The sequence below is a fragment of the Mucilaginibacter limnophilus genome, from assembly GCF_004005815.1.
Taxonomy (GTDB): domain Bacteria; phylum Bacteroidota; class Bacteroidia; order Sphingobacteriales; family Sphingobacteriaceae; genus Mucilaginibacter; species Mucilaginibacter limnophilus.
This window is the reverse complement of the sequence record NZ_SACK01000007.1, coordinates 215,311-241,227: the sequence shown is the minus strand read 5'-3', so window position 1 is coordinate 241,227 and position 25,917 is coordinate 215,311. Positions and strand designations below refer to the sequence as shown.

23 protein-coding genes are annotated in these 25,917 nt (G+C 43.2%); 6 read left to right on the top strand and 17 right to left on the bottom strand.

The annotated features are described in order from the left end of the window. Positions 1-36: 36 nt before the first annotated feature. Together nadC and EOD41_RS15945 are read right to left on the bottom strand one after the other, a co-directional pair. Positions 37-879: a carboxylating nicotinate-nucleotide diphosphorylase gene (gene nadC / locus EOD41_RS15950; RefSeq protein ID WP_127706729.1), complete on the bottom strand. Its 843-nt coding sequence runs from the start codon at positions 877-879 to the stop codon at positions 37-39. 45 nt (positions 880-924) lie between these two features. Further along, complete coding sequence (locus EOD41_RS15945; protein ID WP_127706727.1) at positions 925-1,317, bottom strand: DUF4783 domain-containing protein; 393 nt, start codon at positions 1,315-1,317, stop codon at positions 925-927. A gap of 99 nt (positions 1,318-1,416) precedes the next feature. Between EOD41_RS15945 and gpmI the strand changes: the two genes are divergently transcribed. After that, positions 1,417-2,937, top strand: a complete 1,521-nt coding sequence (gpmI, locus tag EOD41_RS15940; RefSeq protein WP_127706725.1) for a 2,3-bisphosphoglycerate-independent phosphoglycerate mutase — start codon at positions 1,417-1,419, stop codon at positions 2,935-2,937. Continuing rightward, a complete protein-coding gene (locus EOD41_RS15935; protein ID WP_127706723.1) occupies positions 2,924-3,460 on the top strand; it encodes a hypothetical protein in 537 nt (178 codons plus the stop codon). Before gpmI ends, EOD41_RS15935 begins: the two co-directional genes overlap by 14 nt. Here EOD41_RS15935 and EOD41_RS15930 read toward each other — a convergent pair. Next, entirely contained in the window at positions 3,454-4,083 is a 630-nt protein-coding gene (locus EOD41_RS15930) for a tetratricopeptide repeat protein (RefSeq protein WP_127706721.1), read from the bottom strand. The two genes, EOD41_RS15935 and EOD41_RS15930, sit on opposite strands and share 7 nt — an antisense overlap. Before the next feature lie 351 nt (positions 4,084-4,434). Between EOD41_RS15930 and lon the strand changes: the two genes are divergently transcribed. Then, positions 4,435-6,909 (top strand): endopeptidase La, encoded by a 2,475-nt coding sequence (lon, locus tag EOD41_RS15925; RefSeq protein ID WP_394342471.1) that lies wholly within the window; start codon positions 4,435-4,437, stop codon positions 6,907-6,909. Between the two features lie 70 nt (positions 6,910-6,979). Next, positions 6,980-7,939: a lipid A deacylase LpxR family protein gene (locus EOD41_RS15920; protein WP_127706717.1), complete on the top strand. Its 960-nt coding sequence runs from the start codon at positions 6,980-6,982 to the stop codon at positions 7,937-7,939. On the opposite strand, the gene arfB is transcribed toward EOD41_RS15920, so the two are convergent. Then, positions 7,936-8,346 carry an alternative ribosome rescue aminoacyl-tRNA hydrolase ArfB gene (gene arfB / locus EOD41_RS15915; RefSeq protein WP_127706715.1) on the bottom strand — a complete coding sequence of 137 codons (411 nt, stop codon included), beginning with the start codon at positions 8,344-8,346 and terminating at the stop codon, positions 7,936-7,938. The genes EOD41_RS15920 and arfB overlap by 4 nt on opposite strands. 60 nt (positions 8,347-8,406) lie before the next feature. Between arfB and cmk the strand changes: the two genes are divergently transcribed. Then, positions 8,407-9,084: a (d)CMP kinase gene (cmk, locus tag EOD41_RS15910; RefSeq protein ID WP_127706713.1), complete on the top strand. Its 678-nt coding sequence runs from the start codon at positions 8,407-8,409 to the stop codon at positions 9,082-9,084. Here cmk and EOD41_RS15905 read toward each other — a convergent pair. Together EOD41_RS15905 and EOD41_RS15900 are read right to left on the bottom strand one after the other, a co-directional pair. Next, positions 9,071-9,541 (bottom strand): deoxycytidylate deaminase, encoded by a 471-nt coding sequence (locus EOD41_RS15905; RefSeq protein WP_127706712.1) that lies wholly within the window; start codon positions 9,539-9,541, stop codon positions 9,071-9,073. The genes cmk and EOD41_RS15905 overlap by 14 nt on opposite strands. Positions 9,542-9,625: 84 nt before the next feature. Further along, positions 9,626-11,101 (bottom strand): MFS transporter, encoded by a 1,476-nt coding sequence (locus EOD41_RS15900; RefSeq protein WP_127706710.1) that lies wholly within the window; start codon positions 11,099-11,101, stop codon positions 9,626-9,628. Between the two features lie 176 nt (positions 11,102-11,277). On the opposite strand from EOD41_RS15900, the gene EOD41_RS15895 reads away from it, so the two are divergent. Further along, a complete protein-coding gene (locus EOD41_RS15895; protein ID WP_127706708.1) occupies positions 11,278-11,934 on the top strand; it encodes a LysE family translocator in 657 nt (218 codons plus the stop codon). 252 nt (positions 11,935-12,186) lie between these two features. On the opposite strand, the gene EOD41_RS15890 is transcribed toward EOD41_RS15895, so the two are convergent. The 11 genes from EOD41_RS15890 to nuoH all read right to left on the bottom strand — a co-directional run bounded on the left by EOD41_RS15890 (position 12,187) and on the right by nuoH (position 25,730). After that, positions 12,187-14,094 carry an amidophosphoribosyltransferase gene (locus tag EOD41_RS15890; protein WP_127706706.1) on the bottom strand — a complete coding sequence of 636 codons (1,908 nt, stop codon included), beginning with the start codon at positions 14,092-14,094 and terminating at the stop codon, positions 12,187-12,189. A gap of 208 nt (positions 14,095-14,302) precedes the next feature. Beyond that, entirely contained in the window at positions 14,303-15,610 is a 1,308-nt protein-coding gene (locus EOD41_RS15885) for an ammonium transporter (protein WP_127706704.1), read from the bottom strand. A 98-nt stretch (positions 15,611-15,708) separates the two neighbouring features. Further along, complete coding sequence (locus EOD41_RS15880; RefSeq protein WP_127706702.1) at positions 15,709-17,211, bottom strand: NADH-quinone oxidoreductase subunit N; 1,503 nt, start codon at positions 17,209-17,211, stop codon at positions 15,709-15,711. Beyond that, positions 17,212-19,077 (bottom strand): mucoidy inhibitor MuiA family protein, encoded by a 1,866-nt coding sequence (locus tag EOD41_RS15875; RefSeq protein WP_127706700.1) that lies wholly within the window; start codon positions 19,075-19,077, stop codon positions 17,212-17,214. Positions 19,078-19,160: 83 nt separating this feature from the next. Next, complete coding sequence (locus tag EOD41_RS15870) at positions 19,161-20,762, bottom strand: complex I subunit 4 family protein (protein ID WP_127706698.1); 1,602 nt, start codon at positions 20,760-20,762, stop codon at positions 19,161-19,163. 5 nt (positions 20,763-20,767) lie between these two features. Then, on the bottom strand, positions 20,768-22,825 hold the full coding sequence (locus EOD41_RS15865) for an NADH-quinone oxidoreductase subunit 5 family protein (protein WP_240663449.1): 2,058 nt from the start codon (positions 22,823-22,825) through the stop codon (positions 20,768-20,770). Beyond that, a complete protein-coding gene (locus EOD41_RS15860; protein WP_127706696.1) occupies positions 22,826-23,143 on the bottom strand; it encodes a hypothetical protein in 318 nt (105 codons plus the stop codon). 1 nt (position 23,144) lies between these two features. Continuing rightward, positions 23,145-23,450, bottom strand: coding sequence for an NADH-quinone oxidoreductase subunit NuoK (nuoK, locus tag EOD41_RS15855; protein ID WP_127706693.1), 306 nt, complete (start codon positions 23,448-23,450; stop codon positions 23,145-23,147). Continuing rightward, positions 23,447-23,995 carry an NADH-quinone oxidoreductase subunit J family protein gene (locus EOD41_RS15850; protein ID WP_127706691.1) on the bottom strand — a complete coding sequence of 183 codons (549 nt, stop codon included), beginning with the start codon at positions 23,993-23,995 and terminating at the stop codon, positions 23,447-23,449. The genes nuoK and EOD41_RS15850 overlap by 4 nt, the downstream gene beginning before the upstream one ends. Next, a complete protein-coding gene (locus tag EOD41_RS15845) occupies positions 23,992-24,582 on the bottom strand; it encodes a NuoI/complex I 23 kDa subunit family protein (RefSeq protein WP_394342472.1) in 591 nt (196 codons plus the stop codon). Before EOD41_RS15845 ends, EOD41_RS15850 begins: the two co-directional genes overlap by 4 nt. 77 nt (positions 24,583-24,659) lie before the next feature. Continuing rightward, positions 24,660-25,730 (bottom strand): NADH-quinone oxidoreductase subunit NuoH, encoded by a 1,071-nt coding sequence (nuoH, locus tag EOD41_RS15840; RefSeq protein WP_127706687.1) that lies wholly within the window; start codon positions 25,728-25,730, stop codon positions 24,660-24,662. Positions 25,731-25,917 lie beyond the last annotated feature (187 nt).

The window sequence follows — 25,917 nt, the reverse complement described above, 5'->3', positions numbered from 1 at the left end:
TATGGTTTAAGTGATTAATAACGGTTATTTCCCTCATTATTTAACAGCTTTTAAGCTGAGATCCAAACTTTTTACCGAATGCGTAAGCGCGCCAATTGAAATATAATCAACACCGCAAGCTGCATAGTCACGTACATTTTCAATAGTGATACCACCCGAAGCTTCTGTGATATACCTGCCGTCAACCATGTTAACGGCCTGCTTCAAATCAGTAAAGTTGAAATTGTCAAGCAATATACGGTCAACCCCGCCGGTTTGCAAAACCTGTTCCAGTTCGTCAAGGTTGCGCACCTCAATTTCAATTGCAAGTTTTTTTGTACCGGCAACATATTCAAGGGCATTTTTTATTGCTTGGCTGATACCGCCCGAATAATCAACATGATTATCCTTAATCAGTATCATATCATACAAGCCAAAACGGTGGTTAACACCACCGCCAATACGCACTGCCCATTTTTCGAGATAACGCAAGCCTGGCGTTGTTTTACGGGTATCAAGCACTTTGGTACCTGTACCTTCAAGCAGGTCAACAATCTCATGTGTGCGGGTAGCTATGCCCGACATACGCTGCATGCAGTTAAGCACAAGCCGCTCGGCCTTCAAAATGCTGTGTACGCTTCCTTCTACCTCAAAAGCTATATCTTTAGGCTTTACCTCAGCGCCGTCATGTAAATAAATAACAACTTTAAGTGTTGGATCAACAATCTCAAAAATATAAAGTGCAAGTTCAACGCCTGCCAAAATCCCCTCGTCTTTAACCAATAATTTGGCTTTGCCAATGGTACCGGCCGGAATAGTAGAAAGCGAGGTATGGTCGCCGTCACCTATGTCTTCCTGTAAGGCATTGATAATAAATGGTGTAGTTAGTTCTTTATTCAAAAGTGGCTAAATTTTGAGCTCAAAAGTAAGAACAAATAACCACAATTAAGGTTTTTCAGCTTCAATACGCAGTTCAATTATCTGCAAACTGCCTTTAATACTATTCATGGTGAGTGATACGCGGTAGTTGCCTTTATCGGTACTAAGCAGCAATACACCAAACCGGTAGGTGTTGCTGGTGTTTACACGGTGCAGTACCTTAACTGCTTTAGGCTTATTTTGCTCAAAGAATTTCTTTAATACAAGTTCAGCCTGGGTTTTTGAGTAAACGTTCTCCTCTTTAAGTAAGGTTACATCAAGAGATTGAGCGAAATGCTTTGACAGTTCGGCAGAATTTCCAGATTTAAACAGATCGGCAATAACATCAATTTCCGCGGCTGTGGTAAGCAGCGGCAGCATAAACAATATCAGCACCGGCAAAAATCTGCGTTTAGTCATGGCATTTTACTGAAAGCAATTTAGTAACAAATCATTATAAATAAAAACTTATGGCAAACTATAGATATAAAGTTAACCTGATGCCTTTATATTTGCGTCGTGGAAAATAAAAAATTAACACTTATTATATTAGACGGTTGGGGATATGGCCGTCAGGATGCGTCAAACGCGATATATACAGCCAACACACCTTTTTTTGATTCGCTGCTGCAAAAATATCCAAATGCAAAGCTTGAAGCTTCGGGCACCGCGGTAGGTTTGCCTGCCGGACAAATGGGCAACTCGGAAGTTGGCCACATGAACCTTGGCGCCGGTCGAGTGGTTTACCAGGAACTTGGCCGCATAAATAAAGCGGTTGACGAAAAAGAACTTGGCAGCAACCCGGTTATCAAAGAAGCTTTTGAATACGCTAAACAGAACAACAAAGATGTACACTTCATCGGCCTTGTGTCTGACGGTGGGGTGCACTCGCATATTTATCACCTGAAAGGTCTGGTTGACGTTAGCCAGGAATTCGGCTTGGATAAAGTTTACATACATGCCTTTTTGGACGGCCGCGATACCGACCCGCAATCGGGACTTGGCTTTGTAACCGATGTTGAACAATATATTCAGGGCAAACCGGTAAAAATTGCTTCGGCAATTGGCCGCTACTATGCTATGGACCGCGATAACCGCTGGGAGCGCGTTAAAAAAGCGTATGACGTAATGGTTCACGGCGAAGGTAAAACCACGCAAAGCATTACTGATGCCATTAAAGAATCGTACGCTGAAGGTGTTACCGATGAGTTTGTTAATCCGGTAGTGAATGTGAATGCAGATGGCAGCCCTGTTGCGGTGATAAAGGAAGGCGACGTAGTGCTTTGCTTTAACTTCCGTACAGACAGGGGCCGCGAGATAAGCCTTGCGCTTACTCAAAAAGCCTACCCTGAGTACAACATGCAACCGCTTAAGATAAAATACATCACTATGACACCTTATGACGAAACGTTTAAGGATGTGCAGGTGGTATTTAATAAAGAGGATCTGACCAAAACCATTGGTGAGGTGCTGCAGGATGCCGGCAAAAAACAAATCCGTATTGCCGAAACTGAAAAATATCCGCACGTAACCTTCTTCTTCTCAGGTGGTCGAGAAAAAGAATTTGAGAACGAAAAACGCTTGTTAATCCCTTCACCAAAGGTAGCTACTTACGATCTTCAGCCTGAAATGAGCGCCGAAGGTATTCGTGACGCCATCATTCCGGAACTGGAAGCCGAATGGCCTGATTTTATATGCCTGAACTTTGCCAATACCGATATGGTAGGCCACACAGGCGTATTTGAAGCCGTTATAAAAGCCGCAGAAACAGTTGACGCCTGTACACAGGCCGTTGTAGAAACCGGACTTAAGCATGGCTACTCGTTCATCATAATTGCCGATCATGGTAATGCCGATTACATGATTAACGAAGACGGCTCTCCAAACACCGCTCATACTACCAACCTTGTACCATGCATTGTTATCGACAATGACGTTAAACAAGTGCACGATGGTAAATTAGGCGACATTGCACCAACCGTTTTAAAAATATTAGGCGTGGAAAAACCAGCCGAAATGAGCGGTAATGTATTGGTATAAAAAACTGTCAATCATATCTGTACTGGTAATTTCGGGCTTGCAAAGCTGCAAGCCTGAAATTGCTAATAAGGGTAACGCATATTTTGATTTGAAGGGATACTTTAAAAAGGAAGCCGACAGGCTTTCTGTAAGCAAACCTTCGGTTTATAAATCAGCTTCACATAATAATATTGCACAGGATAAGTCAATCATTATTACCGATTGGGAAGGTGAGCTGGCATTGTTCAGCGGATCAGACATAAACAAACCTGCCTGGCGTGGCGAGTACACGGTTACCGAAACGCCGGACTCTATCGTTTACAAAGCTAAAAAGCCTGAGCTGAAAGTTCGTGAGGTAAACATTAAAAGAAAAGGTAAAAAGATCATTGGTATCTTCATTGTTAACAAAACAAAAAACATACTGTATCATAGCACTGAAAAGCTTGCTTATTACCCTGACTCGTTATACAGGATAGATAAAAAGCAGGATGTAAACCTTATTGGTGTGAATGATTACCGTATCGAAGGGAAATTTGCTCAATGATGGCCCAGTGCCGACGCCAGCTTTTCTTTAGACAGATCGATCAGCATGGAAATATCGCTGCGGTCGGGGTTGTTACTAAGCACTTTTTCCAGATCAGCAACTGAAGCTCTTAATGAATTTAATCCGCGGCTTTTATCGTTTGGCTGGGTTGCATGCTGTAATTTAAAAATGCCATACTCCCGATAAGCTATACCCCTGTTTTGGAAAAGTTTCACATCGTTCGGGTCGGCACTTACCGCTATGGCCTTTGTCAGGTCGTGAATGGCGCCTAACAAATATTTTTCCTTATCGGCATCCGGCACCTGGCTATCTCTGCCTAAAAAGCTTTTTGCCCTTGCTCGATAATAATATGCAGAAGCATCCGCAGGTTTTATAGCGATCACCTTGTTATAGGCGATTATTGATTTTTTGTAGTTCTGGCTATGGTAATATGAATAGCCCAGCATCCACTGCGCATTGGCGTTACTTGAGTCGACAAGGCAGGCTTTTTCAAGCTGTTTTACCGCGGCTTTAAAGTTTCCGTCCATAAGCGCCTGTTCGCCCATTTTTATGTACGAATTTTGGGCCCATGAACTTTCAATAGACGACACAATTAAAAACGGTATCAACGCTGTTAATCTCATTAACCGGGAATATGCTGCAGCTAAATTAATATTACAATAACTAACTTTGCACTAAATTATTATGCATTTATAAAGGTCTGCTAAAATTTATAATTGGTATAAATAGTGTAATTGGTTGCAAGCTAAAGTATGACTTTTTTTCACTGATAATCACATGTGCAATCTCTATACCAATTTATTCTATTAATTTTCAACAACTTAAACTATTAGCTGTATAGTTACGTATAATAATTATAGAGTTGGCATAGGTGTTGACCATATATGTACGCGTTAATAATTTGTTATGTAATAGCGGTTTTATACACCAATCATGACAAATTGACGTTTATTTTCTCTTAAAATTTAACATTGATGAGTTTCGACCCATTTGACTTTAAAAGCGCACTACCCATTATAAATGAAGACTCGGAGTTTTTTCCGCTGATGTCATCTGATGATGAAGCGGAAATGAATAACGAGGAAGTTCCGCCATCATTACCCATACTGCCGCTTCGCAATACTGTATTGTTTCCGGGTGTGGTTATTCCTATCACAGTTGGCCGCGATAAATCTATTAAGCTTATCCGCGAAGCTAACAAAGGCGACCGTATAATTGGTGTGGCTGCGCAGCAGGACGTAAATATTGAAGATCCGACATTTAACCAACTGCACCGTGTAGGTACAGTGGCTCTGATTGTTAAAATGCTGCAAATGCCCGACGGTAACACTACAGTGATACTGCAGGGCAAAAAACGCTTTGTACTGAAAGAAGAGCTTCAAAGCGAGCCATACATAAAGGCAACTATTGAGCCTTTCAGGGATGTAAAGAGCAAAGAAGATAAGGAATTCAAAGCCATGATCTCAACCATAAAAGATATGGCTATGAGTATCATCCAACTGTCGCCAAATATACCGAGCGAGGCAGGCATTGCTATTCGTAATATCGAAAGCACACCTTTTCTGATCAACTTCATCGCCTCAAACATGAATGCCGATATGGCAGCCAAGCAACGCCTGCTTGAGGTAGCTAACCTGCGCGACCGCGCCAACATTGTACTTGAGCATTTGACGCTCGACCTGCAGATGCTGGAGCTAAAAAACCAGATACAAACAAAGGTACGGGTCGATCTTGACAAGCAGCAACGTGATTATTTCTTGAACCAGCAGCTTAAAACCATACAGGAAGAGCTGGGCGGTTCATCACCTGATCTGGAAATAGAAAACTTAAGGCAGCGCGCGGCTAAAAAGAAATGGGCTGATGAGGTAAAAAACCATTTTAATAAAGAAATTGAGAAACTGGCCCGCACCAATCCGGCTGCAGCCGATTACTCGGTACAAATCAATTACCTTGAGTTACTGCTCGACCTGCCGTGGAACGAGTTCACTAAAGATAACTTTGACCTGAAACGTGCGCAAAAAATACTTGATAAAGACCATTTCGGGCTTGATAAGGTAAAAAAACGCATTATTGAATACCTTGCTGTACTTAAGCTTAAGCGCGACATGAAGGCGCCTATCCTTTGCCTGGTTGGCCCTCCGGGAGTTGGTAAAACTTCCCTTGGCAAATCAATAGCCCGGGCTTTGGGCCGTAAATACGTGCGTATGGCATTAGGTGGTGTGCGTGATGAAGCTGAGATTCGTGGTCATCGTAAAACGTATATCGGCGCTATGCCGGGCCGTATCATCCAGTCGGTTAAAAAAGCAGGCGCTGCAAATCCTGTTTTTATCCTGGATGAGATTGATAAAGTAGGTAACGATTTCCGTGGCGACCCATCGTCTGCATTGCTTGAGGTGCTTGATCCTGAACAGAATAATACTTTTTACGACCATTATGTAGAGGTTGATTTCGACCTGAGCAACGTGATGTTCATCGCTACAGCAAACTCACTGAGCACCATACAACCTGCCCTGCTCGACAGGATGGAGATCATCGAGGTGAATGGCTACACTATTGAAGAAAAGATAGAGATAGCCAAGCAGCACCTGCTGCCCAAGCAACGTGAAGCACACGGCCTTAAACCTAAAGACGTTGTGATGAAGAACGACGTAATAGAAAAAGTGATTGAGGATTATACGCGTGAATCGGGCGTGCGGTCGCTGGAGAAAAAAGTAGGCTCTGTGGTACGTGGTGTGGCTAAAAGTATTGCTATTGAAGAACCATACAACACTTCTGTTACTAAACAGGATGTTGAGACCATACTTGGCCCTCCCATTTACGATAAAGACCTGTACGAAGGAAACGATGTAGCAGGTGTGGTAACCGGCCTGGCCTGGACACAGGTTGGCGGCGATATCTTGTTTATAGAAGCCAGCTTAAGTCCTGGTAAAGGAAAGCTTACCCTTACCGGCAGCCTTGGTGATGTAATGAAAGAGTCGGCTATAATAGCCCTTGCCTACTTGCGTGCGCATGCATCGCAGTTTGATATCAACCCGAAATTATTCGACCAATGGGATGTGCATGTACACGTTCCTGCGGGCGCTACGCCGAAAGACGGGCCATCAGCAGGTATAACCATGCTTACCGCGCTAACATCAGCCTTTACGCAGCGTAAAGTAAAACCAAACCTGGCCATGACAGGTGAAATCACCCTTCGCGGACGTGTACTCCCGGTAGGTGGTATAAAGGAAAAAATATTGGCTGCCAAGCGTGCCGATATAAAAGAGATCATTCTTTGTAAATCGAACCAAAAAGACATACTGGAAATTAAGGAGAGTTACATTAAAGACCTCAAATTCCATTATGTTACCGATATGCGCGATGTGATTAAACTGGCGTTACTTGATGAAAAAGTAAACGAACCGCTCGATCTTACCATAAGGGAAGAAGAAAGACCTGTGTTCAATTAATTAGAAAATACCATAACTTTGAAGCCGGGCATAAAGTCCGGCTTTTTAATTCCACCACAATCCACCACTAATGCGCAGAAGTTTTTTGCTGATGGTATGTTTATGCGTTACCTTCAGCGTTTATGCCCAAACCCACCGTTACGAATTCGGCTTTCAAAGCGATAACGATTCATTTCTTGGATCAGGTTCCGATCGTTATTATACCAACGGACTTTTTGTGTTTTTACGACATGGCCTGCAAATAAAGCCCGCCGACAGTCTTAAGGTTAAAAATAAGGTATTGGGATTTGAGCTTGGTCAAAAGATATTCAATCCAATCAGCGGCAGCATACCTTCACGACAAATGATCGACAGGCCTTTCGCAGGGTACTTGTACGCAGGTTCATCGTTAAACTTTCTGTATGCTAATGAAACGAATTTGAAACTATCAGCACAGGTAGGTGTGATCGGCCCCGACGCGCTGGGTGAAGAAGCGCAGAATGTGATACACGATACTTTTGGCTTTTACTCACTTCAAGGATGGGAGTATCAAATTGAGAACAGCTTCCAGCTAAACTTCGCTGCCGAATACAACCGCCTGCTTGCCCGTACCAATGGCGCCGATGTTACACTTAATACTTACGCCCGTTTAGGCACAGGATTTACAGGTGCTGCAGCAGGAGCGCTTATTCGTTTAGGCGATTTTAACCAATTATTTAACTCGGTAAGTACACAAAGTACCGCTATAAATAACAGACAATTTGTACCGCTTGAAAAAAGGGAGCTATTCTTCTATATAAAACCACTGCTTAATTATGTGGTTTATGATGCTACAATTGAAGGCAGCTTGTTTAAAAAGCATGATGAAGCCGGCAGCCAGGAAGTAACGCTTACTCATAAACCGCTGGTTTTTATGCAGCAGTTTGGCGTGGCTTACGGTGGCAGCCGATGGATAGTTGACCTGGCAGCTACCTTTAGTACAAAAGATGTGAAAGAGATGTCACGAGCGCATCAATGGGGATCGGCAACGCTGCTTTACCGCTTCAACTAAATATTAAAGTTCTTACGGCGACTTTCTTTTTTGTCCGATTGCCGCCTTTTACTTTCCAGCCGTGCCGCTTTAGCGGCTTTACTTACTTTAGCTGCTTTGCGAATTTTAGGGCGGTGCAGTGCAGTAGTTAATAATACAATAAGCTTTTCAACCGCTTTTTCCTTATTAAGATATTGGCTGCGTTCTTCGTCACATACTATTTGCACCAGTCCATCTTTGTTAAACCGGGTTTGTAGTTTTTCTGCTATCAATTGCTTTTCTTCATCAGTGAACAATAAAGAGTTTTCAACAGAAAACAGAAGTTCTACTTTAGTGGAAACCTTGTTAACGTTTTGTCCGCCTTTACCTCCGCTGCGTGATGTTTTATACGTGATCTCTTTTTGAAGATCGGTTTTGTTGAAGTTCATTTTTGTCAAATATACTGTTCGGCGGCTTAAAAAAGTATTGTTTTTTGTACCTTCGATACCATGAATAACAACCTGGTAGTAGCCATTGACGGTTACTCATCATGCGGAAAAAGCACCATAGCCAAAGCACTGGCAAAAAAACTCGACTTTGTTTATATTGATACCGGCGCGATGTACCGCGCTGTAACGCTGTATTTTCTGCGTAACAATATCGACCTTACCGATGTCTCTGCTGTTGAACAGGCGTTAAATGATATCAGCATATCGCTGAGGACGCAAAACGGCCTTGCACAGGTGTTTTTGAATGGTGAAGATGTTTCGGATGAGATCAGGCAGATGCCGGTGGCTTCGAACGTGAGCAAAGTTGCTGCCATAAAGGCAGTAAGGCAGGCCATGGTACGCCAGCAGCAACTGATGGGACAATCGGCTAATATTATTATGGATGGCCGTGATATAGGCACTACCGTATTCCCTGATGCGCAGGTAAAGTTATTCATGACCGCCGACCCAATGATCCGAGCGCAGCGTCGCCACAAAGAACTTGTAGCTCAAAACCCTGATATCACTATTAATGAGGTATATGAAAACCTGGCTCTGCGCGATCATGATGACACTACCCGTGAAGAAAGCCCCCTGGTACAGGCGCCTGACGCTATTGTGTTAGACAACAGCTATCTTACTCCGAAAGAACAGCTTGATTTCGCGCTCAGCAAAATAACGCCTTTTATTCAGTCTTAAGTCCGGCGTCGAAACGTTCGGCTATAACGCCGAAGTGGTTCAGAAAGTCAACGCCTTCGTCGCTGGGCAGGCCTTTGTATGCAGCATATGATTTGCTGTAGAACACATGTTTTATCCCTGCTGAAAATATCAGCCGTGCACATGGTAAACATGGAGATAATGTGGTGTACAAAGTCGCTCCCTGTAGGTTAGCTCCGTTTTTTACTGCATACAGGATGGCGTTTTCCTCGGCATGTAACGCAAGTGAACAGCTACCCCTTGCATCGCGCGGGCAGCCCGTTTCAGGCCATTCCTCATCACAGTTATGCGTACCCGAAGGGGGGCCGTTATAGCCTATGGAAATAATTCGTGTATCCTTTACCAGCACCGCCCCTACATGAGCCTTTACGCAATGCGACCGCAAAGCCAGGTCGGCAGCAAGGTTCATGAATATAACGTCGAAGCTGGGTTTAGCCATCGTTGATGGAGAGATTAGTTGATTGATGATTAGAGGTCAGATTATTTCTCTGATCTCTAATCATCAATCTCTATTAACTAATATTTAGTGTCCGCCTTTAACTTCCAGTTCGTCAAAGTTGATACCTTGTTTTTTAAGAATGCTTTGTGCTTTAAGAGCGTAGAAAGCCAGGTAAGTAAAGCAAGCCACCCCTACCAGGTAGGACCATTGAATACCCAGGAATTTATCGTCGGCAAGTACACCTTGCAACAAGCTGATAAAGCCACCGCCCATAATCATCATGATCAGGAAGCCTGAACCCTGGTTGGTGTATTTACCTAAGCCTGATACCGCCAGTGTATAGATACAAGGCCACAAAGTTGAGCAGAATAAACCTACGCTGATGAACGCGAACGCGCTTAGCATACCCGAGGTAAGCATACCGATGAACAACGCGATAATAGCCATTGCCGAGAATATGAACAGCAACCTTGCAGGGTTACCCTTGCTTAGCATATCTCCCACTATCATGGCAATAATCACAAAGCCGTAAACATAAAAAGGTGTAACATCATGCTGTGCCAGCTTATTAACAAACAGGAATACCCCAAAAGCCAGATACGGCACCAGTACATTCAAAACTTTCTTCATACTACCGCTTACATTGAATGCACCTATTGAGGCTGTCCAGCGGCCTATCATCAAGCTTGCCCAATATAATGACACGAATGGCGCGATGTTGTGCGTTGCCACACCAAGCTTTTTCGACATATACTCAGGCAGGTTACTTGCCGTAGATACCTCGACACCTACATACAGGAAGATGGCAATCATACCCAGCGATAATTGCAGGTAATTTAATGCGCCGTTCTTTTCACCATGAGTTGCTACGTTTGACACGTCGGTTGGGCTGCTCAGGTCAATAGTATCTTCTTCCGTTTCTATTTTGTTAGGGATGTTTGAAAACTTAAATACAAGCGCAACTACAATAAATAAAGCGCCCAGTATAAGGTAAGGAACCTTTACCGCGCTGATGCTGGCAACAGATGAACTTGCAGTTACCGAACCGAATATGGCCAAACTTACCAATAGCGGACCAATGGTAGTACCAAAGTTGTTTACACCACCTGCAAGACTTAAGCGTTGCGCACCCGTTTTTGGATCGCCAAGGGCAACTGCAAGTGCGTTAGCAGCAATTTGCTGTAACGAAAAGCCTAAACCTACAATAAACAAGCCGGTGATCATAATATAAAATGAAGCAGTTTCGGCAGCAGGATAGAACAATAAAGTACCCAGCGCAGAAATAACCAAACCAAGTGCAATACCATTACGGTAACCAATACGATTAAGGATATCACCACCAATTTGCTTTGATATGAAAGTATAAATTATAGAACCTACGGTATAAGCCACGTAGAAGGCAAATGATATCATTTGCGATTGCCATTGCTCAAGGTTAAGCTTTTCCTTAAAAACAGGGATCAGAATGTCGTTACTTGCAGCTACAAAGCCCCAGAAAAAGAACACGGTAATAAGCGTGTACAATGCCGAACCGTAGCTTTTTGTTTTGTTTTGTTCCATTGTATGTATTGGTTGTACTTAGGGAATATTTTTAAAGCCCCTAACTTAAATCAATTTTTATAATTTCCTGTTATAAGATTTACATTAAATAGGGCATGCATATTATTTTTTTGTTTCGTAAGATAAATTGCATATTCGTATGCTCAAAAAACAATAACTGACCTAACAAGTAGTTAATGATAGATGCTATATTTTCAGGGATAGGTTTTGGATTGGTTTTAACCTTCATAACCGGCCCTGTATTTTTCGCCTTAATAAAAACCAGTATCGAGCGGGGCTTTCATGCCGGTGTGGCTTTGGCGCTGGGTATAGTTGCCAGCGATGCAGTATTTGTCGGCGCCATCCTTTTCGGTTCACAACTGGTAAGCATAACCCCACAAACCAAAACCAACGTTGGTATAGTAGGCTGTATAATTTTACTCACCGTAGGCGTTTACTATCTCTTCAAAAAATCAGACATAAATTATAATAATACTACCCCTTCAAAACTTAAGCGTACAGGTTACTTTTTGAAGGGTTTTTTAATGTGTATTTTCAACCCTACCATCTTGTTTCACTGGATAACCATTATCGGTTTTGCCAGCACCATTTACCATGAGGGCGTTAAGGATCATCATTTAAAAATAGGTATTATGTTTCTCACTATCCTTATTGTACAATTCGGGCTTGATACGGTGAAAGCATTTTATGCTAATAAGCTGCGTCAACGACTTTCAGTAAACTTTGTACATAAACTTAACATAATTGCCGGCTGGGCGCTAATTATCGCGTCTATAGTACTTTTCGACAGGCTTGTTACACATTATGTGTTCTCGGCGCCGTCAGGTGCTTAATTTTAGATAGTGTTTTTTTGAGCATGCCTTGGAATTACGCAGATTTGCCCAACCCAAAGCTTTGAATTAGCCTGCCATATCGACGAGGTACAAGGAGATATCTTCTCTAAGCAGCAAGCAGAATACATTTCAAAAGATTTCTCCCTGCGGTCGAAATGACATCTTTCTGATTTCCTTTTCAACTTAAACAAAAAACGCCCCGTAAAACGGAGCGTTAATATTCTGTCCCCCCTTCCGGGGGTCAGGGATTTCTTACATGTAAGCCCTTTGGTTACGGCCTTCCATCCAGTTAACAAAGGCGCGATTGACTATCTTGTTACCACCCGGAGTTGGATAGTCGCCTGAGAAATACCAGTCACCGGTATGGTCGGGGCAGGCAGTGTGCAGGTTATCCAGAGTTTGGTAGATCACCTGTACTTCAGCTTTGATGTCTTTCGGTGTGATAATCTTGGCAATACGGTCAGATACTTCCTGATCTGTAAACGGCTCATAAATAGCTTTTACATAATTCTGCACTTGTTCTTTCGGCAGTTTTTGGCTGTCTTTGCATTGCTGATATACCTTCAGGATAATGTCTTCCTTACCGGCATCTTTCAAAAGGCTAATAACTGCTTCAAACGCCACAAACTCACCCATGCGCGACATATCGATACCGTAACAATCAGGGTAGCGTATTTGGGGAGCAGAAGATACCACGATGATCTTTTTTGGACCCAGCCTGTCTAATATCTTCAGTATACTTTGCTTTAACGTAGTACCGCGAACGATGGAGTCGTCCAATACCACTAAAGTATCGGTGTTCTTATTTATAAGACCATAAGTAGTATCATATACATGTGCCACCATCTCGCTGCGGTCGGCATCCTGAGTGATGAAGGTACGCAGCTTAACGTCTTTAATAGCGATCTTTTCAACACGGGGGGCCAGCTGCAGAACTTCGGTCAGTTCTTCGTCTGAGATCTTATCCTCACGATTAAGCAGCCTGTCGCGCTGGTATTGTTTGATGTATTTGTGTACGCCCTCAACCATTCCGTAAAATGCCACTTCAGCAGTATTAGGGATATAGGAGAACACAGTATTTCTTATGTCGTGATCAACAGCGTTTAATATCTGTGGGCACAATAGTCTGCCTAATTGCTTACGCTCACGGTAAATAGATGAATCGCTGCCGCGCGAGAAATAAATACGCTCGAATGAGCATGATTTCTTTTCAAGCGGTTCACTGAACTGCTCTTCGCTTACATCGCCATTCTTTTTAACAATAAGCGCATGGCCGGGCTTAATTTCCTGAATCTGATCAACAGGTATGTTAAAGGCGGTTTGCAGTGCAGGTCTTTCAGACGCCGCTACAACCACCTCATCATTATAAAAATAATACGCCGGACGGATACCAACCGGGTCGCGCATTACAAAGGCATCGCCATGACCTAATATACCGGCAATGGTATATCCACCATCCCAGTTCTTGGCCGATTTCCGCAAGATCTTTGCAACATCCATATCATTAGCTATCAGCTTGCTGATCTCCATATTATCGTCCAAACCTTCGCGCTTATACTGATCAAACAAGCCCTGCACCTCGGTATCAAGGAAATGGCCTATCTTTTCCAATACAGTAACGGTATCAGCTTTTTCTTTTGGATGCTGGCCTAGTTCGTACAATTGCTGCAGCAGTTCGTCAACATTGGTCATGTTGAAGTTACCGGCAATAACCAGGTTACGGGTTTGCCAGTTGTTTTGTCTTAAAAACGGGTGGCAGCTCTCGATACTGTTTTTACCATGGGTGCCATAACGCAGGTGACCTAAAAGAACTTCGCCCGTAAAGCTCACATTTTCTTTCAGCCAGTCGGCATCGGCAAGTTTTTCGGGCGCTTCCTTTTGTATGTCGGCAAACTTTTTCTGAATGTATTCAAAAATGTCGGCAACAGCATTTGAGGCCATTGAGCGGTGGCGGCTGATGTAGCGCTTGCCGGGTTCAATGTCCAGTTTAATGGTAGCAACGCCCGCGCCGTCTTGCCCGCGGTTGTGCTGTTTTTCCATTAAAAGGTAAAGCTTGTTTAAACCATACAGCGCAGTGCCGTACTTTTGCTGGTAATATGAAAGTGGCTTTCTTAAGCGGATAAACGCCACACCGCATTCATGCTTGATCTGATCGCTCATGAGTTGTAATGAGGTTGCAAAAGTACAACTTTAATGTTGGAACTTCCTATTATCATTGTCATAACAGTGCATTAAAATTTATCACTAATTTAACATTAAGTTAGCTCAATAATAGGCTTACTACGTATAGTTCTAAGTTATGGTTACTGCGATATAATTTTTAATACAACAAAAAAGCCCGGTTAACCGGGCTTGTATCTGAATTATATTATAATTTTTCTCCGTGCTGACTGATATCTAATCCGGCGATCTCCTCTTCAACAGAAACCCGCAGCGGCGATATCATATCCGTTATTTTAAGCAACAACAATGAGCCAAAAAAAGCGAATAGTGAAGTGCCCACCAGTGCTAATAGTTGAATAAGAAATAAATGCGTTTCGCCAAAAAACAACCCGTTACCGTTTGCTATACCGGGATTTACGTTTTTGTGGGCAAAAACACCTGTAAGCAGCATACCTACCATACCACCTACGCCGTGGCATGGGAATACGTCGAGCGTATCGTCAATTGAGGTGCGTGTACGCCATTCAACCACCAGATTACTTATTATAGCTGATATTATGCCGATAGCCAGCGAGTGTGGCACCGATACAAAACCTGCTGCCGGTGTGATGGCCACTAAACCCACAACGGCACCTATACAGGTACCCATTGCCGATGGCTTGCGTTTACGCAGCATATCAAAAAATACCCAGGTTATACCTGCAGCCGCCGAAGCAGTAGTACTGGTAGCCAGCGCAGTAACCGCTAATGGATTAGCGCCAAGGGCTGAACCTGCATTAAACCCAAACCAACCAAACCAAAGTAAACCCGTACCAATTATTACATAAGTGATACGTGCGGGTGAGTGATTAGCCTCATTACGGCGTTTCAAATAGATAGCCGAAGCAAGAGCAGCCCACCCTGCAGACATGTGCACTACCGTACCGCCTGCAAAGTCAAGCACACCCATTTTAGCCAAAACACCATCAGGGTGCCAGGTTGAGTGCGCAAGTGGTGAGAATATAAATATTGAGAATAATACCAGGAAAATGATATACGAGTTAAAGCGGATACGTTCGGCAAAGGCACCTGTAATAAGCGCCGGGGTAATGATAGCGAACTTCAGCTGATACATGGCAAACAGCAGCAGCGGAATAGTTGGCGCTAATGGCCAGGTGGCGGTGCCTAACATACCTTTCATCATAAAAAACGTTGAAGGATTACCGATAACGCCACCAATGCTTTCGCCAAAGGCTAAGCTAAAACCGAAAATTCCCCAGATCACGGTGATGATAACCATACAAACAATGCTTTGCAGCATGGTTGATATCACATTCTTTTTATTTACCATACCGCCGTAAAAGAACGCCAAACCGGGGGTCATAATCAGTACCAACGCGGTCGACATCAGCATCCAGGCTATGTCTCCTTTGTCAAATTGAGCAGGACCTGCATCATTCAGTTCAATTGAAGGAAAAATAAAAGTTAGTACTAATGCAACAACGATAAGTAAAAAAGGAAAAACGCGTTTCATCAATGTTTAGTTAAAAATGTGGCGTGAAAATATGATTTTTATTATAAAAACCACACTATTCATGGCAATTTTCAAAAAACTAACTCATTTTTCTCTCTTTAAAATAAATTATAGAGAAGATTTGGAAAAAACCCAAGTAAAATTACGATAACAGCAATTACAATTGATAATATAAGAATATTTACACCTCCATATCCTGAAACAATGCCATTGTTTGTCTTTTTCAGAAATAGATTTAGAGGTATTTTAATGTAGTAGAAGAGTGAAAGTACGGTTGTGACAGCGCCCGTTATCAGCATTGCGAGTAATAATCCTTCGTGATTTTGCTGATAGGCGCCATAAGCAGTTGAAAAAACAAATAATTTACCGGTAAATCCTGCGGAAATCGGAATTCCGGTTAAGGAAATCAATATAATTACGAAACAAACTGACGCCACCGGATATTTAAAGCCTAAACCTTTGTAACCGCTTATTATTTCGGCGCCGGTAGCATTGGTAAAATATGAAGCCAGCACCAAGGCGCCAATATTTGCAATGCTATAAACCGCTAAATAGTATATTAACGATGTTAAACCCTGCGGTGAAAAGGTAACAATTGCCATTAACGCAAAACCGGTATGCCCGATACTTGAATAGGCCAGCATACGCTTTACATTATTTTGAGCGATGGCAGCAAAATTGCCCGCTATCATGGTAACAATGCCGATAACACCAAGTACCAGTCGTAAATTTACCGGCGCCTGCCCCATCGCTATAAATGGGGTAAGGAAATTCACGAGTAAAGCGAAGGCGGCAATTTTGGGTACGGTTGATAAGTACGCCGTGATAGGCGTTGGAGCACCTTCATAAACATCGGGTACCCAAAAATGAACAGGAACAAACGATAGTTTGAAGCCTATGCCTGCTAATACTAATGCCAAAGCAAGTACAGCGGCCGCCGAATTTGCACCTGTTAACTGCTCTATAAAACCATCGTTAAACAAGTCGAGCGTGCCGGTAAGTCCATATAAAAGCGATATGCCATATAGCAATACTGCGGATGATGCCGCGCCGAATAATACATATTTCAATCCCGCTTCGGCACTCAGCGCATTTTCTGAACGGTAGGCCACCAACAGGTATGATGCTATAGATACAAACTCGATACCCAGGAAAAGCGACATCATGTTCATCGCCATTACCATTAAATGCAGACCTAATGCCGAACCGATTACAATAGTGTATAAGTCGGATAAGCCTTTGGGGTGTGCCGCCAACTTTTCATCCCACGAAAAATAGAGAACCAGCGCCACCAATAACACATCGATGATTATTTTGAACGACAGTGCCTGCGAATGCAGAAACAGCATATTGCTAAGAATCGGAAACACATCGCCTTTTTTAGTTAACAATGCATACTGTTCATAATCTTTAAACAGCACGATCACCAATCCTGCTATGGCGATGGCTTTGCAGTAAGCGGCAGAGTTTTTACCGAATAGTAAATCAGCCAGTAAAACCACCAAGAAAAGCACACTAAAGTATATCTCAGGGATAAAATATTTAATATCCTCAAGGATCTGGCTTAGCTGGCCTTGTATTGATGGTAACAGTTCGTGCATTTATTCTACTATAACCGTTTGATTTTTGGGATAACTTACCAGGTATTTTAATCCGGCTTTTTTATCCTGCTGCGAATTTAATATAAAACTCCAGGAAAGTTTACCGGTTGCGTTATCCATTTTTGCACCTGATACATCCTGCACCTCTACATTAATAGATGAGTTTTGTGATACCGGAACCTGGTCTTCAACTAAAATATTTATAGGCTGGCTTTTGCGGTTTTTAACAGTGATCAGCCAATCGCGGCTTTCTTTTATGGTAGAGCCAAAGTTTTTCTTTTGTTTCAGATCTTTTTGAAGTGTGCGGGTAACCACAATATTTCTGTCGGTTCCGAGCGACAGGCTAAGGGTATCATTTGTTGAATGTGTATCAATAAGCGATTTACCTATAAATGTACCCTCGAAAAACAAGTTGGCTTCGCCGGATAAAAAACTGTATTGGTTCCAATCGGTAAGCGTAGCTGTCAGGAAGACATCGGTACTTAGTTTAGGTACTGTATAATAACGGTAATCGGCATTAATGTCAACGCTGTTTATTTCAACCAGGTATTGCTTACCGTCGCCCGGAATAGTATAAGGGTTTGTTATATCGAACTCAATATTGGTTTGCTGTTCTTGTTTTGTGACAGCAACAGGAATAGTTTGTTGTTGTATCGCAACTCCTGCAACCTTTCCGGCAAGCCTGTCTTCTACTTTGTCAGTTGCCCCGTAACCTACAACTACTACTTCGTCCAAATGTTGGGCGCTTTCTTTAAGCATCACAACTATATTAGGGCGGTCAACCTGAACCTCTTTTGTTTCAAAACCAACATAACTTAATACCAGTGTTTGTGGGCCTGCGGGAAGCTGTACGGAATAATTTCCTTTAGCATCTGTTACTGTGCCTATTGATGTACCTTTTACCCTGATGGTTACCCCCGGAAGCACCTCACCAGCATTATCAACAACCTTACCGGTAACACGTGTAATGCTACCTGTCGAGGCGTAATACATACCCGGGTTGAGGTAAAACGGATTCAGCTCGGGTTTTGAACCGCTTATGGTTGGGTTACCTGTTGATAGTGTAAGCTTAACATTTTTCCACTCCTCACCTTTCCACTCCTCACCGCACTGTTGCGAAACGTTGGCCTTGTAAGTGATGTTGACAGGGCTGTTAACATTTTTTGCGCGGATATCATACGTTGGATACCACGCCGCGTTGTTAACTACGTAATACAACATAAACACCGATTGTACCGCCGATTTTGACGATACGGTAACCAGTATATTGCTTGTTGCCTTGTTATTTGCGCCCTGCACCTCGGCAATTTGTTTATTATATTTCTGCATCTGGGCAGTCAATACAGTGATCTCATTTTTTACAGCCTGCTGTTTCTTTTTTATCTCAGTCAGCTTAGCTGTTTGAAACTCAAGCGCCTGGCGCAATTTTATCAGATCAAGGCTTCCCTGACCGGCTACATTCTGGTTCTTGAGCAGCATGTTGCTTTCTTCCTCGTATATGGCCAGCAAGTTATTCTGCATATCCAGTTTATCTTGAACTATTTTCTTTTGCGTTTCCAGTTCATTAATGCGCTTCTCTTTTACCTGCTGATTAAGGAAGTCGAGCTCATGCTTAACAGAAAGTATTGTAAACTCACCTGCTGATTTTACTTGTATGCTTTGCACATCAATATCCGGCGAAAGATCATTAAATACTAACGTTGATGTACCTGCCGGGATACTCACCGAAGCTGTTCGCGTTACCTGCGCACTGTTTAAAAAGATAGTTACTTTAGAAACTTTTGTACTTACAGTTGGCCCGTCATACGCGTAAATCAATTGAACGGTAAGTAATAAGGCGGCTAAGGTTAGTAGTTTTTTTGGCATGACCGTTAATGTTTAATAATACTTCTGTTTTTATTTATACAGAAGATGTACGATCATGCAGATTTCCATAAAACTATCTTAAATTATTTTGCTCCTACCAAATCCACTAGCGCCAGTACACTACTATTGATAGCATTAAATACCAGCGACGGCATAATTCCTAATAATAAAGCCATAGCTGCCAGTGGTACCAGTGTAATCGTTTCGCGTAGGTTAATATCTTTGAGGGCTACGCTCCAAACTTCGCCGCCCATAAATGAGGTTTTGCCAAAGAACATGCGCTGCAGTGTCCATAATAAATAAGCTGCGCTTAGTAAGATACCAACCGATCCGCCAATGGCCATCCAGTACGGCAAACCATTTGCTGCCGACGATTTGAAAGCGCCTGCCAGCGTGAACGCTTCGGCCACAAATGCCGAGAACCCCGGTAAGCCAAGCGACGCGAAAAAGGCGATCATAACAAAGGCAGTATATTTCGGCATGACGTTGCCCAGTCCGCGGAAATTATAAATATCCCTGTCGTGAACCCGGTTATATACCACGCCCACCAAAAAGAACAGCATTGATGACAAAAAGCCATGACTTACCATTTGCAGCATGGCGCCGCTTATGCCTTCGGCCGTTTGCGAGGCAATTCCCAACAGCACAAAACCCATGTGTGATACTGATGAATAAGCGATCATGCGTTTTAAGTCGCGCTGCGCAAGCGCATTCAGAGCGCCATATAATATAGATATTACGCCTATCAGTCCAAGCCAGAAGGAGCCGGATGCTGCTACGTCAGGGAAAATACTGATACAAATACGAATAATACCATAACCACCAATTTTAAGCAGAACTCCCGCAAGGATAATAGATACCGGCGTTGGTGCTTCAACGTGCGCAACCGGCAGCCAGGTATGCAGCGGAACAATCGGCACCTTTATAGCAAAAGCGATGAACAGCACTACAAAACCTATCACCCGAGCGGGAGCACCAAAGATTGTTGACTGCGACACCACTGAGAAAACCGAGCCATCACTGTAGTTGGCCGGGTTCATCATTTGCACCATGTTAAAAGTATGGCTTCCGGTAGCCGGATCGGTTACCGATAGGTAGAGGCCAATAATTACCAGCAGCATAAATACCGAACCGAACAAGGTGTACAGGAAGAATTTTATAGCCGCATATTCACGCCGTACACCGCCCCACATTCCTATCAGGAAGTACAATGGAAGAAGCATAAGCTCATAGCACAGGTAGAACAAAAAGAAATCGAGTGCGCAGAAAACGCCGATTACGGCCATATCCAGCAGTAAGAATAAAGCAAAGTAGCCCTTCAGGTTACTGGTAATTTCCCATGAGGCCAGCGTAGCAATTACCATCACGAGAGCGCTCATTACAAGCAGCGTTACCGAAATACCATCGATACCTACAAAATAATCTACCTGCATTTTGCCTAATGTGCCAAGGTCAAGACTTATCCATGGCAATTTCTGAACAAACTGAAACTGTGATTCCTGGTTAATTCCGCCAACCTCAGCCCCCGTTTTAAAGTTGATGTATATGTAAACACTCAGTGCAAGCTGCAAAACAGTAGCCAGCAGGGTAAGGTATTTGAAGCTTCCGCGCCATGCCGAAGGCAGCAGCAAAATAAGCGCCCCGAACACAACCGGAATAAATATCAATATGGTTAAAAGGTTCATTCAGGTTAAATGATGAATTTTAAAATAAATATTAACAGTACCGCGGCCAGCATACTGTATAAGTAAATTTGCACCTTGCCGCCCTGAAACAGCCGCACCAAATTACCCGTGCGCCGTACAAAAACAGTTAGCAAATATAATATGCCGTCGATAACATAGCGGTCTACCCACACGGCCAGCTCGGAAAGGGTAATCGCAACCTTACGAAACACGTTCACTATACCGTCAATAATATTTTTATCGAACCAGTATAATGCGTTACTAATCCAAAGCACAGCTTTAACAATGCCTTTGTTGTATGCTTTGTCAATATACCATTCGTTATACGATAGCCTGAACAGCGCTGTATGCTGCGGGAAAGTATAGTTACGCTTAACATACAAAGCGTAAGCGGTATACATTACCACAACGCTTAAAATGTTAACCCCTATCGGGACAAGAGTATGATATATGTTTACCCTCTCGAGAAAGTTAGAAGGCTTAAGTCCGTCAAACAACCAGGCATGCTCATAAATTAACGGATTAAGCGAGAATAATGGGAACAAACTGCAAAACGAAAGCAGTGCCAACGGTACCTTATAATACCAACCGCCATCGCTTATGTGCAGATGTATGCCGGGGTTAATATCAAGCAGCCTGAACTTTCCGAAGAAAACCTTTACAATCATCCGGCTTACATAAAACGCCGTTAGCCAGGTAGTGAACAAAGCCATCACAGGCATTACCTGGTAAATCCAGCTTTTCCCCTCGGCCCATACAAATGCCTGTATCAAAATACCGTCTTTTGACAAAAACCCTGATGTTAGCGGAACACCTATAAGTGCCAGCGCACCAACAATAGCGGCTATAAAGGTAAGCGGCAATTTTTTACGAAGACCACCCATATACAGAATATTCTGCGGATCAATATCGAGGTTATTCTCTTCACGGATGTGCTGCATTTCATGTATCACCACACCTGCTACCAAAAACAGCAGACATTTAAAAAAGGCGTGCGTAGCCAAATGAAACAGCGATGAAGCATATGCGCCTACTCCCATGGCCATTATCATGAAACCAAGTTGCGAAATGGTTGAGTAGGCCAGTATGCGCTTCAAATCATTTTGCGTTAGCGCAATGGTGGCCGCCATAAATGCGGTAAAACAGCCGATTATGGCAAGCGTATTCAGTTCGTATAAATTGAATATGGGATATGCCCGGCCAAGCAGGAACACGCCCGCGGCGACCATGGTAGCGGCATGTATCAACGCCGAAACAGAGGTTGGTCCTTCCATAGCGTCGGGCAGCCAGTTATGTAATGGGAATTGTGCCGACTTGGCAGCCACAGCCAGAAAGATGCCGCCACAGGCTATATATTGCCACAATTCAGGCATTTGCCCAACCGGCGATATCCATTGTCCATTTGTTAATACTGATTGGCTGATCAGTCCGCCTTCGCCAAAAAGCTGTACCAAATCAAACGTTTTAAACTGCGCAAAGATGATGATTATACCTGCCAGCAGGCCGATATCGCCGATACGGTTCATAATAAAGGCTTTCTTGTTGGCTTGTACCGCTTTATCGCGGGTAAACCAAAAGCCGATAAGCAGGTACGACGAAAAGCCAACTAACTCCCAGAAAGCGTAAAACAGCACCAGGCTATCAACCACTACCAGTGCCAGCATGCTGAAGCAGAAGAAACTTAGGTAAGTGAAATAACGGTTAAAACGCTCGTCGTGCTGCATGTACTTGAGCGAATAGATATGCACAGGCACCGCAATGACTGATACCAGCGCCAGCATTAAAACCGATAAATTATTTAGCCAAATGCCTGCGTAAACATTTGTGCTGGCAATGGTAAACCACAACGTTTGGGTATGCACAGTGGTAACATTCCATACCCCGGTAAAAACACCTATAGCGAATACCGCGCTTAGCAATATAGCAATGGTGGATATCCAGCCTGCTATCTTATACTTTGATGGAACAATTACACCTATTATGGCCGCCAGCAAAGGCAGCACAAGCACAACCAGCGTATGAAAGGTTTGTATATGATCGATATGTGCCTGATCGGTACCCAATTATCTCTTAGCTTTTTTCTTTTTAGTTGTTGTTACGATGATGGCGCCTTTTTCGGCAGCCTTGCCATACAGCAGCGTTGCAAGCGAATCTTCTATAATCCGTATGCTGTAGATTCTGTCGCGATTCATGTGCTTCAGTTCGGTACTGTCAATACTTATATCATCACAAATAATCAGTGGACCTTTTGTAAGATCGAGCGGACCAATGCAGTACACACCTTTAAAACCACCGGTAGTATCTCGCCTGAAAATAACGCCCTGCGCATACAGGCTGCAGGCAAACAATAAAACTGTTAAAGTGATTATTAACCTTTTCATTTTAATCGCCCAAAGTGTTTATCTTACCCGGATCAATAGTTTTATATCGGCGGTAAACGTTCAGTATTATAGCTAAAGCAACTGCTGTTGTGGCCGCTGCCAGCACAATGGCAAACAGTGCGAAAACCTGCCCTCCATTGTTGATCTTATCAAACCTGCCGAAAGCCACCAGGTTTAAAATGGCGGCATTCAGCATCAATTCAATGCCTATCAGTATTTGCACTGCATTGTTTTTTGATACCACCATATACAAGCCGGTGCAAAACAACGCTGCGCTTACTAACAGGAAATCAGTAAGCCCTATCATGCCTGCTGCTCCTTTCTGCTCAGATGAGCCGCGCCAACCAGGGCGAGTAATAACAATATCGAAATGGCCTCAAATGGCAACAGGTATCGTGTCATCAGGTTTACACCGATGTTTTCAATAAGGCTTTCGTTTGCTTTGATCACCTGTCCCGTTTGTACTGCTTGTTTTGTCCACGTCAGATTATCAGCGCCGCTGTTATAAAATACATAAGCCATTACAGCAAAAAACAGCAATGCCAGTAATACCGAGGGTAATTTACTCAGGCTGATAAACCTGTCTTTCTGCTGCTGTACGGCCTCGAGTGTTTCTTTACCCGATAGCATAAAAGCGAACAGGATCAATACCAATATACCGCCAACATAGATCACTATCTGGGTAATGGCCACAAAGTCGGCAAGCGCTATCACATACAAGCCGGCAAGGGCAAGTAATGTCACAAAGAACATAAAGATCGAACGTACCAGGTTTTTTGATGCCGCAACATACAATCCTGAAAACACAGCCACAGTCGCCATTACATAGAAAAGTATTTTTACCATGCTCATTGCCCTTCCTCCTTCTTTTTCATGGCGGCAAGTTTAGCGGCCTGCTTTTCGGCTTGTTGCTTTTCAAGTAATGCACGTTTTTCGTCGCGCTCCTCTTCAGGCATATCGGCAAACGTGTAGGTAAGATCTTTCAGCTCGAAAACGGTACGATCGTACTCATTGGTCATGGTAATACACTCGGTAGGGCACACAATGGTACACAAACCACAAAACAGGCACTTGGCCATGTCAATGTCAAAGTGGGCGGCGTACAGGCGCTTGGTTGTACCATCACTAGTTTGCCCAATGGCCTCGGTAGCTTTTATTGATTCGATGGTAATGCAATCAACCGGACAGATTTTGGCGCAAAGGTCACACACAATGCAATCGTCCATTTCTACATCCAACTGGTAACGACCAACTTCTGGTACCGGCAGCTTTTGCTTGGGATACTGGATAGTATTTGTTCCTTCAAGCTGCTTAAAATAGTTATCCTCACTAACGTGCTTTATTTCACGCTCTTTACTCGACGCAAATAAATGCCGTATGGTAAGGCCTAATCCCTTCCATGCCGTAATTAATCCATTTATTGCGTTTTTAATCAAAATATTGGTTTTAATTCTAAACTCTAAAAACTAAATTTTAAACTCAAACTACTATACCTGTCACCATGCACTTCGACAACTCACATCAACCACAACCGCCACACGCCCGATACCAGCATACATAAAAATGCAAGCGGGGTAAGCACTTTCCAGCACAGGTTCATCAACTGATCAACCCGCAGGCGAGGCAATGTCCAGCGTATCCACATTTGTACACCTACCAATGCCAGCGTTTTTAAAGCGATCCAAATAATACCCCACCATGCATTAGTTGTCCAGTCAGCCAACTTTAATACACTCATATTTGGCAAAGGTGTATTCCAGGCCCCTAAAAATAACACCACACCTATCATCGAAACCAGGAACATCATCGAATACTCGGCCAAAAAAACGAAAGCAAAACTTAATCCGCTGTATTCGGTGTGAAAGCCGGCTACAAGTTCTGATTCAGCTTCCGGAATATCAAACGGGGCACGGTTTGATTCGGCCAGCGAAGCAATAAAATATATCACAAATGCTACCAGTAAATGCGGCGCACGAAAGATGTTCCAGCTAAGTATGCCACCGGTATTGGTAACTTCCCAAAAGCCCAGAAACTTAATTTTTTCTGCAGATAGAATGCCTTGTTGTGTGGCAATATCTTGCAGACTTAGCGATTGCGCTATCATAACCGCCGATATGATGGCAAAGCCTGCAGGAATTTCATATGAAATGATCTGCGCTGCAGAGCGCATCGCCCCTAATATCGAATATTTATTGTTTGAGCCCCAGCCTGCCATCAATATACCCAATGTTTCTATTGAGATAATGGCGAACACATAATACAAGCCTATGTTAATTTTTGAAGGCACAAGCCCGGGAGCCCAGGGCATCGCGGCAAAACCCATATACACGGCTACAAAAATAATTACAGGCGCCAGCAGGAACAGCCATTTATCGGCTTTGGCAGGGATGATAAGCTCTTTTTGTATCATCTTCAGTATATCGGCAAGGGTTTGCAGTGTGCCAAACTTGCCTGTTTCTGTAGGCCCTAACCTATCCTGAATATACGCAGACACCTTGCGCTCGGCATATACGCCAAACAATGCAAAGAAAGCGGCAAAAGCGAACAGCCCGACAGCAATGGCGATATATAAAAGATAGAAATTCAATGCCCAAAAGCTTTGGGTGCAAACTTAGCAAATGCGCCGCTAATAATCGACATGTTTGGTAGATTATCGACAGTTAATCTTAATAAGGCATGTGTTGGTTAGTAATATTATTTCATCCCGAACTTGTTTCGGGATCTCTCAGGACATTCAGTTGCATGAGATGCTGAATCAGGTTCAGCATGACTTC